This is a genomic window from Streptomyces sp. NPDC046939 (assembly GCF_040644575.1).
Lineage (GTDB): Bacteria > Actinomycetota > Actinomycetes > Streptomycetales > Streptomycetaceae > Streptomyces.
In genome coordinates this window covers 31792-46487 of record NZ_JBEYWV010000040.1, presented here as the reverse complement: position 1 = coordinate 46487, position 14696 = coordinate 31792, and the positions used below count along the sequence as shown (strand labels likewise).

At 72.3% G+C, this 14696-nt stretch carries 12 protein-coding genes; 5 read left to right on the top strand and 7 right to left on the bottom strand.

Going from position 1 to position 14696, the window contains the following annotated elements; all coding sequences use genetic code 11:
• The first annotated feature begins 3 nt into the window (after window positions 1-3).
• Complete coding sequence (locus tag ABZ877_RS33615; RefSeq protein ID WP_361079251.1) at window positions 4-1470, top strand: dihydrolipoamide acetyltransferase family protein; 1467 nt, start codon at window positions 4-6, stop codon at window positions 1468-1470.
• Window positions 1471-1581: 111 nt separating this feature from the next.
• On the opposite strand, the gene ABZ877_RS33610 is transcribed toward ABZ877_RS33615, so the two are convergent.
• On the bottom strand, window positions 1582-2439 hold the full coding sequence (locus ABZ877_RS33610; RefSeq protein WP_361079362.1) for a D-alanyl-D-alanine carboxypeptidase: 858 nt from the start codon (window positions 2437-2439) through the stop codon (window positions 1582-1584).
• 214 nt (window positions 2440-2653) lie between these two features.
• On the opposite strand from ABZ877_RS33610, the gene ABZ877_RS33605 reads away from it, so the two are divergent.
• Together ABZ877_RS33605 and ABZ877_RS33600 are read left to right on the top strand one after the other, a co-directional pair.
• Window positions 2654-3310 carry a GntR family transcriptional regulator gene (locus ABZ877_RS33605; protein WP_361079248.1) on the top strand — a complete coding sequence of 219 codons (657 nt, stop codon included), beginning with the start codon at window positions 2654-2656 and terminating at the stop codon, window positions 3308-3310.
• Window positions 3307-4629, top strand: coding sequence for an MFS transporter (locus tag ABZ877_RS33600; protein ID WP_361079246.1), 1323 nt, complete (start codon window positions 3307-3309; stop codon window positions 4627-4629). The genes ABZ877_RS33605 and ABZ877_RS33600 overlap by 4 nt, the downstream gene beginning before the upstream one ends.
• A gap of 115 nt (window positions 4630-4744) precedes the next feature.
• Here ABZ877_RS33600 and ABZ877_RS33595 read toward each other — a convergent pair whose 3' ends face one another.
• Window positions 4745-5569 carry a maleylpyruvate isomerase family mycothiol-dependent enzyme gene (locus tag ABZ877_RS33595; RefSeq protein WP_361079243.1) on the bottom strand — a complete coding sequence of 275 codons (825 nt, stop codon included), beginning with the start codon at window positions 5567-5569 and terminating at the stop codon, window positions 4745-4747.
• Between the two features lie 254 nt (window positions 5570-5823).
• On the opposite strand from ABZ877_RS33595, the gene ABZ877_RS33590 reads away from it, so the two are divergent.
• Entirely contained in the window at window positions 5824-6624 is an 801-nt protein-coding gene (locus ABZ877_RS33590) for a carbon-nitrogen family hydrolase (RefSeq protein WP_361079240.1), read from the top strand.
• Window positions 6625-6640: 16 nt separating this feature from the next.
• On the opposite strand, the gene ABZ877_RS33585 is transcribed toward ABZ877_RS33590, so the two are convergent.
• Entirely contained in the window at window positions 6641-7138 is a 498-nt protein-coding gene (locus tag ABZ877_RS33585; RefSeq protein WP_361079237.1) for an LURP-one-related family protein, read from the bottom strand.
• 105 nt (window positions 7139-7243) lie between these two features.
• Between ABZ877_RS33585 and ABZ877_RS33580 the strand changes: the two genes are divergently transcribed.
• A complete protein-coding gene (locus ABZ877_RS33580; RefSeq protein ID WP_361079234.1) occupies window positions 7244-9064 on the top strand; it encodes an NHL domain-containing thioredoxin family protein in 1821 nt (606 codons plus the stop codon).
• A gap of 15 nt (window positions 9065-9079) precedes the next feature.
• Here the strand turns inward: ABZ877_RS33580 and ABZ877_RS33575 are convergent, their stop codons facing one another.
• The 4 genes from ABZ877_RS33575 to ABZ877_RS33560 form a co-directional block, all read right to left on the bottom strand.
• A complete protein-coding gene (locus ABZ877_RS33575; protein WP_361079231.1) occupies window positions 9080-9793 on the bottom strand; it encodes a DUF4232 domain-containing protein in 714 nt (237 codons plus the stop codon).
• A gap of 107 nt (window positions 9794-9900) precedes the next feature.
• Window positions 9901-12630 carry a BTAD domain-containing putative transcriptional regulator gene (locus ABZ877_RS33570; RefSeq protein WP_361079228.1) on the bottom strand — a complete coding sequence of 910 codons (2730 nt, stop codon included), beginning with the start codon at window positions 12628-12630 and terminating at the stop codon, window positions 9901-9903.
• A gap of 129 nt (window positions 12631-12759) precedes the next feature.
• Complete coding sequence (locus ABZ877_RS33565) at window positions 12760-12984, bottom strand: DUF6458 family protein (RefSeq protein WP_361079225.1); 225 nt, start codon at window positions 12982-12984, stop codon at window positions 12760-12762.
• 101 nt (window positions 12985-13085) lie between these two features.
• On the bottom strand, window positions 13086-14393 hold the full coding sequence (locus ABZ877_RS33560; protein WP_361079223.1) for a M18 family aminopeptidase: 1308 nt from the start codon (window positions 14391-14393) through the stop codon (window positions 13086-13088).
• Between the last annotated feature and the right edge of the window lie 303 nt (window positions 14394-14696).

Genomic DNA, 14696 nt, shown 5'->3' with positions numbered 1-14696 from the left:
GTCATGGCGCGCGAATTCAAGATGCCCGACGTGGGCGAAGGTCTGACCGAGGCCGAAATCCTCAAGTGGTACGTACAACCCGGTGACACCGTCGAGGACGGACAGGTCGTCTGCGAGGTGGAGACGGCGAAGGCGGCCGTCGAGCTGCCGATCCCGTTCAACGGGGTGGTCAAGGAGCTGCTGTTCCCCGAGGGCACGACGGTCGACGTCGGCCAGGTGATCATCTCCGTGGACGTGGCGGGGGACGCGCCCGAGCCCGAGCCCGTCGTGCAGGCCCCTGTCGACACCGCGGCGGAGGCCGAGGCCGAGAGCGCCGAGCCGCAGGGCCGGCAGCCCGTGCTCGTCGGCTACGGCGTCGCCGAGACATCCACCAAGCGGCGGGCCCGCAAGGGTGCCGAGGCACCGGTCGGCGGGGCGGCGGCGAACGGCACGGCGGCCGCCGGGACGGCCGCCAACGGGACGGCCGCCACCGGCGCGGCGGCCACCGGCCCGGGGGCCAATGGGACGGCCCCCACCGGCACGGCCCCCAACGGGACGGCCGCGGCGGTCGCCGCTCAGCGGCCGCTGGCCAAGCCGCCCGTGCGCAAGCTCGCCAAGGATCTCGGCGTGGACCTCGCCGCGGTGATCCCGTCGAGCCCCGACGGCATCATCACGCGCGAGGACGTGCACGCGGCGGTGGCGCCCGCGCCGACGGCCCCCGAGGCCCCGGCGCAGGCACCGGCTCCGGCTCCCGCGTCGGTGGCGGCGCCCGCGGCCTCGTACGACAGCGTCCGCGAGACGCGCATCCCCGTGAAGGGCGTGCGCAAGGCGACGGCGCAGGCGATGGTCGGCTCGGCGTTCACCGCGCCGCACGTCACCGAGTTCGTGACGGTCGACGTGACGCGCACGATGAAGCTCGTCGAGGAGCTGAAGGCCGACAAGGACATGCAGGGGCTGCGGGTCAACCCGCTGCTGCTCATCGCCAAGGCCCTGCTCGTCGCCATCAAGCGCAACCCGGACATCAACGCGGCGTGGGACGAGGCCAACCAGGAGATCGTCCAGAAGCACTACGTGAACCTGGGCATCGCCGCGGCGACCCCGCGCGGGCTCATCGTCCCGAACATCAAGGACGCCCACGCCAAGACCCTGCCCGAACTGGCATCCGCATTGGGTGACCTGGTGGCCACGGCGCGTGAGGGCAGGACGTCCCCGGCGGCGATGCAGGGCGGCACGGTCACCATCACCAACGTCGGCGTCTTCGGCGTCGACACCGGTACGCCGCTGCTCAACCCGGGGGAGTCGGCGATCCTCGCCGTCGGGGCGATCAAGCTCCAGCCCTGGGTGCACAAGGGGAAGGTCAAGCCGCGTCAGGTAACCACCCTGGCCCTGTCCTTCGATCACCGGCTTGTGGACGGGGAGTTGGGGTCGAAGGTGCTCGCGGATGTGGCGGCCGTTCTCGAGCGTCCCCGGCGTCTGATCACTTGGGCCTAGCACCGTTACGGCGCCGCCCGGTTCTCCGGTGCGGCGCCGTCGTGGCAGGGCGCGCAGTTCCCCGCGCCCCTGACGGGGCGCCCCGCATCTCCGGGGCGCCTCCGTGCGGGACTACCTCTTGAAGCCGTAGTCCATGAGCTTCTTCGCGTCGGACGTGCGCGCGTTGACCGACGTCGACTTCAGGACCGTACCGATGACGGTCTTGCCGCTGCGCGTGGCGGCGAAGACGAGGCAGTAGCCCGCCTCCGGGCCCGAGCCCGTCTTCACGCCGATGGCGCCGGAGTACGTGCCGAGCAGCGTGTTGGTGTTGGACCACGACATGTAGCGGTAGCCGTTGGACTTCGTCGTGACCTTCTGCTTCGTCGACTTCGTCTTCACGATCGAGCGGAACGTGGAGTTCTTCATCGCCGACGAGGCGATCTTCGTCAGGTCGCGCGGCGTCGAGTAGTTCTTGCCGTTGCCGATGCCGTCGAACGAGTCGAAGTGGGTGTTCTTCAGGCCCAGGTCCGTGGCGCTCTTGTTCATCTTGGCGATGAAGCTCTTCACACGCGCGGCGCGCGTGGAGCCCGAGCCGAACTTGTCCGCGAGCGCGTACGCGGCGTCGCAGCCGGACGGCAGCATCAGCCCGTAGAGGAGTTGGCGAACGGTGACCTTGTCGCCGACGATGAGCCGGGCCGACGAGGCGTTGTTCTTCACTATGTAGTCGCTGTAGGCCTTCTGGATCGTGACCTTGGAGTCGAGGTTCAGGCCGCGCTGGGCCAGCACCACCTTCGCGGTCATGATCTTCGTCGTGGACCCGGTCGACCGGCGGGTGTCCGCGGCCTTGGTGAACAGGGACTTGCCCGTCCCGTTGTTCATCACGAACCCGCCGGCGGCGGCGATCTTCGGTACGGCCGGTGCGGAGGCGGCCTGTGCGGAGGTGGTCAGCGCTCCGCTGGTGAGCACGGTTCCGGCGACCAGAACCGCGATGCCCGTTATGCGAGTCTTCAAGATGGACGCTCCAAGTGCCCTTAATGCGCCGCCCTTTGGGCGGGACGCGCAATGATGAGACACGTGGGGCGGGTGGGGGGTTGCACGGACGGAGCACAAAATCTCGTAAAGCCGCCTGGTGTCACCATTCGGTCGGCATCCCACATGGCGGACGCGGTCCGGCTTGCGTACGTGTTGTATCTATGATGTGCGCATGCCCTCGACCGTCACCGAAAAACGCGCCCCCGCTGCCGACCGCGTCTACGCCCATGTGAAGCGCGGTGTGCTCGAACGCCGCTACGAGGGCGGCACCTTGCTCACCGAGGGCGAACTCGCCGACGCCGTCGGGGTCTCCCGTACCCCCGTGCGCGAGGCGCTGCTCAAGCTGGAGGTCGAGGGGTTGCTGCGGCTCTACCCGAAGAAGGGCGCCCTCGTGCTGCCCGTCTCGGCGCAGGAGATCGCGGACGTCGTCGAGACCCGGCTGCTCGTCGAGGAGCACGCGGTGCGCAAGGCCGTCCCCGCGCAGCCGCGGCTCATCGAGCGCCTGGCGGAGTTGCTCGACACCCAGCGGCTCCAGGCCGCCGCAGGACAGTTCGCGGACGCCGCCGCCACCGACCGGTGTTTCCACGCCGAGATCGTGCGCAGCGGCGGCAACGAGATCCTCTCCCGCCTCTACGACCAACTCCGCGACCGGCAACTGCGGATGGGCGTCGCCGTCATGCACTCCCACCCCGACCGCATCGCCAAGACCCTCGCCGAGCACGGTGAACTCCTCGACGCGCTGCGCTCCGGGGACGCCGAGGCGGCGGTCGCCGTGGTGCGGCGGCACGTGGGCTGGTTCCAGAACCTGGCGCGGGGTGACGTGCGATGAGCTCCGCCTCCTCCGGCTCTCCCGGCTCGGCCTCCCTGCCCGGCGATCCGCCCGGCGGCCGCAGGGCGATAGCCGTCTGGTCCATCGGCGTCGCCGTCTACTTCGTCGCCGTCATCTTCCGTACGTCCCTGGGCGTGGCCGGGCTCGACGCCGTCGAGCGGTTCCACATCAACGCCTCCGCCCTCTCCACCTTCTCCATCCTCCAACTGCTCGTCTACGCGGGCATGCAGATACCCGTCGGCCTCATGGTCGACCGGCTCGGCACGAAGAAGGTGCTCACCTTCGGCGTGGTCCTGTTCACCGTCGGACAGCTCGGCTTCGCGTTCTCGTCGTCGTACGGGATGGCGCTCGCCTCCCGCGCGATGCTCGGGTGCGGCGACGCCATGACGTTCATCAGCGTGCTGCGGCTCGGCACCCGCTGGTTCCCGGCGCGGCGCGGGCCGCTGGTCGCGCAGCTCGCCGGGCTCGTCGGCATGGCCGGCAACCTCGTCTCCACGCTGGTCATCGCGCGGCTGCTGCACGGGATCGGCTGGGAGGCCGCGTTCGCCGGGAGCGCGCTCGCGGGCGTCGTCGTCCTGGTCCTGATGCTGCTCTTCCTCAAGGACCACCCCGAGGGGTTCGAACCCGCGCCCGTGCCCGCCGCGCACAAGGGAGCGGCGTTCGTGCGGGCGCAGATCGCGGCGGCCTGGCGCGAGCCCGGGACACGGCTCGGGCTGTGGGTGCACTTCACGACCCAGTTCCCGGCGATGGTGTTCCTGCTCCTGTGGGGGCTGCCGTTCCTCGTCGAGGCACAGGGGCTTTCGCGCGGGGTCGCCGGGGAGCTGCTGACGCTGGTCGTCCTCGCCAACATGGTCATCGGGCTCGTGTACGGGCAGATCGTCGCCCGGCATCACGCGGCGCGGCTGCCGCTGGCGCTCGGCACGGTGGGGACCACCGCGCTGCTCTGGGCCGCGCCCATCGCGTGGCCCGGGCGGGCGCCCATGTGGCTGCTCGTCGTGATGTGCGTGGTGCTCGGGGCGTGCGGGCCCGCGTCGATGATCGGGTTCGACTTCGCCCGGCCCGCGAATCCGCCCGAGCGGCAGGGCACGGGGTCCGGGATCGTGAACATGGGCGGGTTCATCGCGTCCATGACGACGTTGTTGCTGGTCGGGGTGTTGCTTGATGCCTCCGGCGACAATTACCGGGTGGCGTTCTCGGCGGTGTTCTTCTTGCAGGCGCTTGGGGTGAGCCAGATGTTGCGGTTGCGGAAGCGGGCGGCTCGGGCCGAGCGGGAGCGGCTGGTTGCTTCCCGGGTTGCGTCCGTGCACGTGCCTGCGTAGCTTTTCCGGGTTCTTGTGGCGGCCCCTCCGCTGGCGCCTGCCCGGCGCTTGGGGGCCGCCTTGCCCACCCGTGCCGCCCCTGGCGGCAGACTGCCCAAGGCGGGGGCGGACGGCGCTACGGGGTTACCGGGAGGGATGTCAGGATTGCGTTGGCCAGGGGCAGGTCGCCGTCTGCCTTGATCAGGTCTCCGGCCGCCTCCGGCGTCACCCGGCCGCAGGAGAGGCGGACGTACGTCTCCCAGTCCAGGGCCAGTGTCACCGCCGGGCCGAGAGAGGGTGCTCCGTCGATCGTGCCGCGGCCGTCCGCGTCGACGCGGACCGTGCGGAGGAACTCGACGGGGCCGTGGACGTCGATGACGATGGCCGAGTTGGCGGGGGCGCCGGCGTCCTTCGCGACGATCTTCGGCAGGGCCGCGAGGAGCAGGTCGCGGGTGACGTACGCGCCGGGGGAGTCGAGGTTGCCGGGGCGGTTGAGGGCCCAGCGGAGGTCCTGTTCGTGGACCCAGATGTCGAAGGCCCGGCGGCGCATGGCGAACTCGAGGGTCTCCTCGGCGCCGCGGGGGCCCCGCACGATCGTCTCCGGGGCACGGCTCTCGTTCCGCAGCTGACGCGAGCGGCGGATGATCGTGTACTCCAGCTCCGCGACCATCTCCGGCGCCGTGTGGTGGCGGCGGACGTCGACCTGGACCTCCTGGTAGCGCTGCGCCTCCGTCTTCACGTGGTACAGGTCGCGCGGCAGCGTGTGGATCGGCCGGGGGTCGCCGAGCATCTCGCAGTCGAGGCCGATGACGTGGGACACGATGTCACGCACGGACCAGCCCGGGCACGGGGTCGCCCGGTTCCACTCACCCTCGCCGAGCGGTGTGACCAGCTCGGATATCGCTTCCACGGCGTGGGACCAGGCGTCGGCGTAGGTCTGAAGGCTGGGGTGGAGACTCACGGAAGGGGACCCCTCGAGCGGTGTGGTGCGCGGTCGGTGAAGTAGAGACGGGAGGAGGCGGGCGGAGACGGCGGATACGGGCGGCGGCGGTGCGGTCGGCGGGCACGGGCTGCGGGGTGGATCGTGGCGCGTCTGTGGGGGTCCGGGGGCTCCCCCGGATTGGCACAGTACGCTGCCCGTAGGCACCCCTGCAGTGCTTTCGTGTGACGATCGTAGGCCCGTGTCGAAGACTCGAATGCCAGGACGGTGGTAGTGTGCGCGCCTCCCTCATCCAGATCGCGGTAAACGAGGACGAATCGGTCAACGACCGCAGGGCCCGCGTGAGTTCGCTGGTCGGCGCGGAGGCGGGCGCCGCGGACCTCGTCGTCCTGCCCGAGCTGTGGACGACCGGCGCCTTCGCCTACGACCTGTTCGCGGAGGAGGCCGAGCCGCTGGAGGGGCCGACCTTCGAGGCGATGGCCAAGGCGGCGAGCGAGGCGGGCGTGTGGCTGCACGCCGGGTCGATCCCGGAGCGGGACCCCGAGGGCCCGCTGTACAACACGGCGCTCACCTTCTCCCCCGACGGCGAACTCGTCGCCGCCTACCGCAAGATCCACCGGTTCGGCTTCGACAAGGGCGAGGCCGTGCTGATGAGCGCGGGCGAGGAGCTGGTCAGCGTACGCCTGCCGGAGACGGTCCTCGGCGTCAGCACCTGCTACGACCTGCGCTTCCCCGAGCTGTACCGGGGTCTCGTGGACCGGGGCGCGGAGACCCTGCTGATCTCGGCGGGCTGGCCCGAGCGGCGCCGCGCGCACTGGACGCTGCTGGCGCAGGCGCGGGCCGTGGAGAACCAGGCGTACGTCCTGGCCTGCGGAAGCGCCGGGACGCACGCGGGTGTCCCGCAGGCGGGGCACAGCATCGTGGTCGACCCGTGGGGCGAGGTCCTCGCGGAGGCGGGCGCCGGGGAAGAGGTGCTGCGGGTGGAGTTCGACCCGGCGCGGGTCGCGGCCACCCGGGACCAGTTCCCGGCGCTGAAGGACCGCCTGCTTGGCATGGAGACGCCGCCCCGCCGTTGACGGCCTGTACGCAGGGTCAGTCGGCGTCCCCCCGTTCCTTCTCCGCGAGGTGGATGACGCAGACCGCGACGGCGATGATCAGGGCCGGGTCGGCGTCCTCGCGGACCACGTTGACGCCGTAGGTGTCGCGCAGGCGCAGCCAGCGCCGGGAGACCTCGGCGAGGAGTTCGCCGTCGTACTCGATGGCGAACTCGCGGTCCAGGATCTTGCCGCTGACGTCCAGCTCGGTGCCGTCGACCAGCTCGACCCGGTAGTGGTTGCGCAGCAGCGACAGGCGCTTCCGCTTGATCTTGGCGAGCTGCTCGTCGCCGCGCTCGATGACCATCGTGTCGCGCAGGGCGAACATCTTCTCGTGGATGTCGATGAGCACCCGCCCGTCGGGCCCCTTCAGCTCGAAGGTGTCCCGCAGATGCATCGCCTTGCCGTCGACGAGGAACGCCTTGTGGCCGTTCTCGTCCTCGATCCAGTAGTCCTCGCCGATGGCGAAGAGCCGTTCCCGAACTTCATAGCGCATACGTCGATGCTTGCCCGGAACGCACGATTCGGACCCCCGGCAGACGAATGACAGCGGGCCCGGGCCGCGAGCCCGGCCACCCCCCGCGCGTGGCACCCTTGACATATGAACGACTCCGCGCCCGCAGCAGTCCGCCGTGCCCGTGTCCGCGCCCCCGAACTGGTCGGGAAAGGCGGCTGGCTGAACACCGGCGGCAAGGAATACACCCTCGCCGACCTGCGCGGGCGCATCGTCGTACTGGACTTCTGGACCTTCTGCTGCATCAACTGCCTGCACGTCCTCGACGAGCTGCGGGAGCTGGAGGAGCAGCACCGGGACACGCTGGTGATCATCGGTGTGCACTCGCCGAAGTTCGTGCACGAGGCCGAGCACGCGGCGGTCGTCGACGCCGTCGAGCGGTACGGCGTGGAGCACCCCGTGCTCGACGACCCCGAGCTGGCGACGTGGAAGCAGTACGCGGTGCGGGCCTGGCCGACGCTGGTCGTGATCGACCCCGAGGGGTATGTCGTCGCGCAGCACGCCGGTGAGGGGCACGCGCACGCCATCGCCAAGCTGGTCGAGGAGCTGGAGGCCGAGCACGAGGCGAAGGGGACGCTGCACCGCGGCGAGGGGCCGTACGTCGCGCCCGAGCCGGTCGCGACCGACCTGCGCTTCCCCGGCAAGGCGTTGCTGCTGCCGTCCGGGAACTTCCTGGTCAGCGACACCACCCGGCATCAGCTCGTGGAGCTGGCGGCCGACGGGGAGAGCGTCGTGCGCCGGATCGGCAGCGGTGAGCGCGGCTTCGGGGACGACGCGTTCAACGAGCCGCAGGGGCTCGCGCTGCTCGACGAGAACACCGTCGTCGTCGCGGACACCGTCAATCACGCGTTGCGTGCCGTCGATTTGGCGAGCGGGGCCGTGACCACCCTCGCCGGTACCGGGAAGCAGTGGTGGCAGGGGTCGCCGACCAGCGGTCCGGCCCTGGAGGTCGACCTGTCGTCGCCGTGGGACGTGGCCGTCTTCGGCGGCAAGGTGTGGATCGCCATGGCCGGTGTGCACCAGTTGTGGACGTACGACCCGGAGAACGGGACCGTCGAGGTCGCCGCCGGGACCACCAACGAGGGGCTGGTCGACGGGCCCGGCGCCGAGGCCTGGTTCGCGCAGCCCTCCGGGCTCGCCGCCACCGGGGAGCGGCTGTGGGTCGCCGACTCGGAGACCAGTGCCCTGCGCTGGGTCGACCTGGACGGGCACGTCCACACGGCCGTCGGCACCGGCCTCTTCGACTTCGGGCACCGGGACGGGGACGCCGCGCAGGCCCTCCTCCAGCACCCGCTCGGCGTCACCGCCCTGCCGGACGGCTCGGTCGCGGTCTCGGACACGTACAACCACGCCCTGCGCCGCTACGACCCGGCGACCGGGCAGGTGACGACGCTCGCCACCGATCTGCGCGAGCCGAGCGACGCCGTGCTCGTCGGGGACGACATCGTCGTCGTGGAGTCGGCCCGGCACCGGCTGACCCGGCTCCGGCTGCCCGAGGAGGCCGTACGGGTCGAGTCCGTCGCCCACCGCACGCAGCGCGCCGCGACCGAGGTGGCGGGCGGGAAGCTCGCCCTCGACGTCATCTTCCAGGCGCCGGCCGGGCAGAAGCTCGACACCCGGTACGGGCCCTCGACCCGGCTCCTCGTCTCGGCGACCCCGCCCGAGCTGCTCGTCTCCGGCGACGGCGCGGGCACCGACCTGGCGCGCGAGCTGACCCTGAACCCGGAGATCACCGAGGGTGTCCTGCACGTCTCGGCGATGGCCGCGTCCTGCGACGACGACCCCGCCAACGAGTACCCGGCCTGCCATGTCCACCAGCAGGACTGGGGTGTCCCGGTCCGTATCGCGGAGGGCGGCGCGGACCGGCTGCCGCTGGTGCTCGCCGGAATGGACGAGCACCAGCCCTGATCACCTGGCGGCGGCTCAGAAGTCGTAGGGCTTCTTGGTGTTCCAGGACAGCACCTCGATGCCGTCCGCCTGCTTGCCCGCGTACTCGACCTCGCCCGGCGTCCTCAGCGTGACGAAGGCGCCGGACGCGTCGGCGTTGTTCATGATCAGGGACAGCTTGATCGACGTGAAGTAGCTGTCCTCGGCCTTGATGTCCTGGTAGACGGGGAGCGCCGAGTAGACGGTGGCGCCCGGCTTCACGAGGATCGGCTGCGCGGGCTGCTGGTCGTCCTTGGCGAGCGGCCCATCGCCGTTGGCGTCGCCCGGCGTGACGACCGGGAACTTCTGGACGGTGCAGGCGGTGGCGGTCTTGTTGACGGCGGTGATCAGCAGGTGGTCGCCCTGCTGCTCCGGGTTCTTGCGCTGGAGGGTGTAGGAGAGGGACGTCACCTTGCACTCGGGCGCGGCGGTCTTCACGGTGGTGGTGTTCTTCGCGGTCTTCGCGTTCGCCGTGGTGCCGGCCTTCGTCGTGCCGCTGCCGGCGGCCTCGGCCTGGGCGGCCCCGCCCGACTGCCGGGCGTCGGCGGCGTCGGTCGCGGTGCCGGTGACGGTGGTCCCGGCGACGGTCGCCTTCGGGGCGGCGCCCTCGTCCTTGGTGCCGCCGTTGCCGCCGGAGCAGGCGGTCATGGTGAGCCCCGCGACGACAGCGGCGGCGGCGAGAACGGTCGTGCGGGCGGTGATGCGGGCCATGGTGGAGACTCCCCCGGTTTCAAGCGGTTCCGATGGGCCCGCCTGGTCCGGCGGGCTGCTGTGTGTCCCACCTTGCCCACCGCTGTCGCCGTCCGGTCGCCGACGCGCTATCGCCTCGTCGCCGTCTGACTGTCGGCCCGTGTGAGCTGGGCTTTCGCCCGCTGGATGCCGTCCTCGAAGCCCTGGCGGACCGCGTCCTCGTACGCCCTGACCAGACACGTACGGGCCTCCTCCTCGCGGCCCAGTGCGAGGAGCGCGGCGCCGCGCGAGACGCGGAGCAGGGTCTGCCGCAGGGGCGCCAGTCCTTCGGCTGCGGCGCCGGGCAGGGCGAGGCCGCGGTCCGCGCAGGCGAGCACGGCGTCGTGGTCGCCGAGGGCGAGGAGGCTGCGGGCGCGGTGCTCCAGGGCGAGCAGTTCGGTGAGCACGTCGCCGACGGAGTGGGCCAGGTCGGCGGCGCGCGCCAGGTGGGCGAGGGGTTCGGGGCCCGTCGCCCCGGTGCGGTCCAGGGCGACGGCGAGGTTGATCAGGGCGGTGGCCTCGCTGGACGGGTCGCCCGCGCGCGCGGCGAGCGCCGGGGCGCGCTCCAGGTGGTCGAGGGCCTGGGCGAGCTTGCCCTCCTCGGTGAGGACCCAGCCGCACAGCGCGCGGATCCGGGCCTCGGCGTCCGGGTCGCCGAGCCGTACGGCGGCGGCGAGGCCCTGTTCGAGCAGCGGCATCCAGTCGTCGCGTACGTAGCTGACGACGGACGGCCACTGGAGTACGACGAGGCGCCAGGCCCGGTCGTCGTGTCCGGCGGCGTGGGCGGCACCGGCGGCGGCTGCCAGGTTCTCCCGCTGGGCGGTGAACCAGGTGAGCGCGGCCGTACGGTCGGGCAGCGGTGGTCCGCCGAGGTCGGGGCGGACGTCGGCGGGCAGGACGCAGCAGGGCCGGTCGTCGGGTTCGGCGGTGGCGGTGGCGCGCAGGGCGGTGCGGACGTAGTGGTCGAGGAGGCGGACGAGGGGTTCGCCCGGGTCGGTGTCAGGGGCGGCCGGGGTGTCGTCGCGGGCGGGGCCGCGCGCGTAGAGCCGTACGAGATCGTGCATCCCGTACCGGCCCGGGGCCCGTTCGGTGACGAGGTGGGCGGCGGCGAGCCGGTCGAGGGCGGTGGCGGCGTCGGCGGGGGATGTCCCGGTGAGGGCCGCGGCGGCGTACCGGTCGAGGTCGGGGCCCGGGAGGTCGCCGAGGCGGCCGAAGAGGGTCTGGGCGTCGGCGGGCAGGGCGAGCAGGGTGAGGCGGAGCGCGGCGGCGACGCCCGTGTCGTCGACGTCGAGGAAGGCGAGGCGGCGCTGTTCGTCGGCGAGTTCGTCGGCGAGCGGGGCGAGGGGCCACTGCGGCCGGGCGTTGATGCGGGCCGCGACGACGCGCAGGGCGAGCGGCAGGCCCGCGCAGAGGGCGGCGAGCCGGGCGGCGGCGGCCGGTTCGGCGGCGAGCCGCTCCTCGGCGCCGGTGGCGGCGGCGAGCAGCGCGGCGGAGGCGGGGCCGTCGAGGACGCCCATGTCGACGGTGCGGGCGAGTTCGCTGACCGCGAGCCCGTCGAGCCGCAGCCGGGACGTGACGAGGGCGGCGCTGCCCTGCCCCGCCGGGAGGAGCGGGCGGACCTGGGCGGCGGTGCGGGCGTTGTCGAGGACGACGAGGAGGCGCCGGTCCTCGGTACGGGACCGGTAGGCGGCGGCAAGCGCGCCCGGCGTGTCCGGGAGTTCGCGGGGTGCGACGCCGAGGGCGATCAGGAACTCGCGGAGGACGTCGGCGGTGTCGGGGGCGCCCGGGTCGCCGCCGGCCTCGTCGTCGAAGCCGTGCAGGTCGGCGAAGAGGACGCCGTCGTAGCGCGCGCGTGCGGTGTGCGCCCAGTGCAGAGTGGCCGCCGACTTGCCGACCCCGGCGGGTCCGGTGACGACGACGACCGCGTGGTCGCGCTCGGCGGCGGCGGTGATCGCGGCGAGCTCCCGGTCGCGGCCGACGAATCCGCGCGGCGGGCGCGGCAGCAGGTCGGGGCCGTCCGTACGGGGCGCCGGGTCGGATGAGAGGGCCGGTACGGGCGCCGGTTCGGCCTTGGTTTCCTGGCAGCCCGCGAGGATCTCCGCGTACGCCTCGCGGAGCGCCGCGCCGGGGTCGACGCCCAACTCGTCGGCGAGCAGGGTGCGGGTGCGGTGGTACTGGTCGATGGCGTCGGACTGGCGGCCCGAACGGTAGAGCGCCCGCATCAGCGCGGCGGCGAGCGACTCGCGCATCGGGTGGGCGACGGCCTCGGCGTGCAACAGGGAGGCGGCGCGCGCGTGGTCGCCGAACTCGCCGTACGTACGCGCCAGATGCTCGACCGCCGACAGCCGCGCCTCCTCCAGCCCGTCCGCCGCGACCCGCAACGGGCCCGCGGTGGCGACGCCGACGAGCGCCGGCCCGTGCCACAGCGCCAGCGCCTCACGCAGCAGGGCCGCCGCGTCGTCGGGGGAGCGCTGGTCGTGGGCGAGCCGGACCAGTTCCTCGAAGCGGTGGGCGTCGAGCAGCGACTCGGGCATCTCCAGGACATAGGCGTCGCCGTGCGTGACGAGGCGCACGCCCCATTCGTCGGCGCCGCCCTGCGCCAGCAGCGCCCGCAGCCGCGACACATGGCCCTGCGCGACGGTCCTGGCCCGCGCGGGCGGCCCCTCGGGCCACAGCGCGTCGATCAGCTGCTCAAGGGGGACCGCCCTGTTGGGGCGGAGGAGCAGCGCCGCGAGCAGGCTGCGCCGCTTGGCCGGGCCGAGCGGCAGCTCCCCGCTCCCGGTGGCCACGGCGACCGCGCCGAGCAGCCGGAACTCCACGGCGGTGTTCCCCCTCCATATGCCCTGAAAAGCCAGGTGATCAGGTGATCAGGGTACGTGGAGGGGCTACCGAGGAGTACGTGGCACCGGGCACATGGCCGGTACCCGCCGGGCGCGAGCGGAACAGGCTCAAATGCGGCGGTTCCGCTCGTCCTCGATCACGGTCGTCTGCGCGGGCGGCATGACCACGCCCCGGCGGCGGCCGACGCTGCGGAACACGAAGAGCCCGATCAGGCCGACGATCATGAAGATCCAGCCGACCAGCGTGAGGTTGACCCCCTTCATGTGCCAGTCGGTCGCGAAACTGAGGATCGCCCCGACGGCGATCAGGATGATGCAACCTCCCATGCTCATGAGGTCCGCCTCCCCAAAGTTGTCTGTCACGTGGGTACTTGAGGGCTCCGGGTACCCGGAGCGCCCCGCGTCACACGGCTGTTCGGGGAGGCGGCGCGCGGTCAGCCCTCCAGGAAGGCGGTCAGCGCGTTCGCCAGCAGGTACGGATCGTCCGCGCCGCACAGCTCACGGGCGCTGTGCATCGACAGGATCGCCGCGCCGATGTCGACGGTCTTGATGCCGTGCCGGGCCGCGGTGATCGGGCCGATCGTGGTGCCGCACGGCATCGCGTTGTTGGAGACGAACGACTGGAACGGCACGCCCGCCTTCTCGCACGCCGCCGCGAACACGGCACGGCCGCCGCCGTCCGTCGCGTACCGGTTGTTGACGTTGACCTTCAGGATCGGGCCGCCGTTGGCGCGCGGGTGGTGCGTCGGGTCGTGACGCTCGCCGTAGTTCGGGTGCACGGCGTGCCCCGTGTCCGACGACAGGCAGATCGTCCCCGCGAAGGCCCGCGCACGGTCCTCGAAGGAGCCGCCGCGCGCGAAGACGGAACGCTCCAGCACGGTGCCGAGCAGCGGGCCGTCCGCGCCGGTGTCCGACTGCGAGCCGTTCTCCTCGTGGTCGAAGGCGGCGAGCACCGGCACGTACGGGAGGGCGCCCGCCGCGTCACGCTTGCTCGCCTCGACGAGCGCGGCGGTGCAGGCGTGCACGGACAGCAGATTGTCCATACGAGGGCCCGCCACCAGCTCCTTGTCGCGGCCCAGGTAGGCCGGGGGCTCGACCGAGTACGTCATCAGGTCCCAGCCGGTGACCGAACGGCGCTCCAGGCCGTACTCGTCCTCGACGAAGCCAAGCAGGTCGCCCTCGTGCACATCGCCGCCCAGGCCCCAGATCGGCTGCATGTGGCGCTGCTTGTCCAGCTTCAGGCCGTCGGCCGTGACCGAACGGTCCAGGTGGATCGCGAGCTGCGGGACGCGCAGCAGCGGGCGGTCGATGTCGATGAGCCGCTCGGAGCCGTCGCGGAGCGTGATCCGTCCGGCGAGGCCCAGGTCCCGGTCGAGCCAGCTGTTGAGCAGCGGGCCGCCGTAGACCTCCACGGCGACCTGGCGCCAGCCGTTGCTCCCCATGTCCGGTTGCGGCTTCACCCGCAGGTTCGGGGAGTCCGTGTGCGCGCCGACGATACGGAACGGGGTGTGCGGGTGCGCTCCGCTCGGCACGAACCAGGCGACGATCGCGCCGCCGCGCGTCACGAACTTGCCGCCGCTCGTGCCGTCCCAGGCGTCGACCTCCGCGAGCTGCTTGAAACCGGCCTTCTCCAGGCGGGCCGCCACCGTTGCCACGGCGTGGTACGGGGTCGGGCTCGCGGCGAGGAAGGTCAACAGGTCGTCGGTGTGCCCGCGATCGAAGGGGGCCTGGGGGTTTGCCATGCGGTCAGGGTAGTGCGGGTTGCATGGGCCCTGCCTGCGGCGGCCCACCGCCTATTGATGTGCCCCTTTTGCGGCCCCGGGCGGGTGCGGGTTTCGTCGTGGCTGGTCGCGCAGTTCCCCGCGCCCCTGAGCGTCTGCCCCCATCGCGCCGATGTCGGGTGCGGGCGCGTCGTGGTTGCTCGCGCAGTTCCCCGCGCCCCTGTGGGGCATGCGGCTTCGCCGCAGCCCCATTGGCCCCTGAGATGGCGCACGCAGTGCGCATCTCAGGGGCGCGGGGAACTGCGCGACCAGCCACGACGAGAG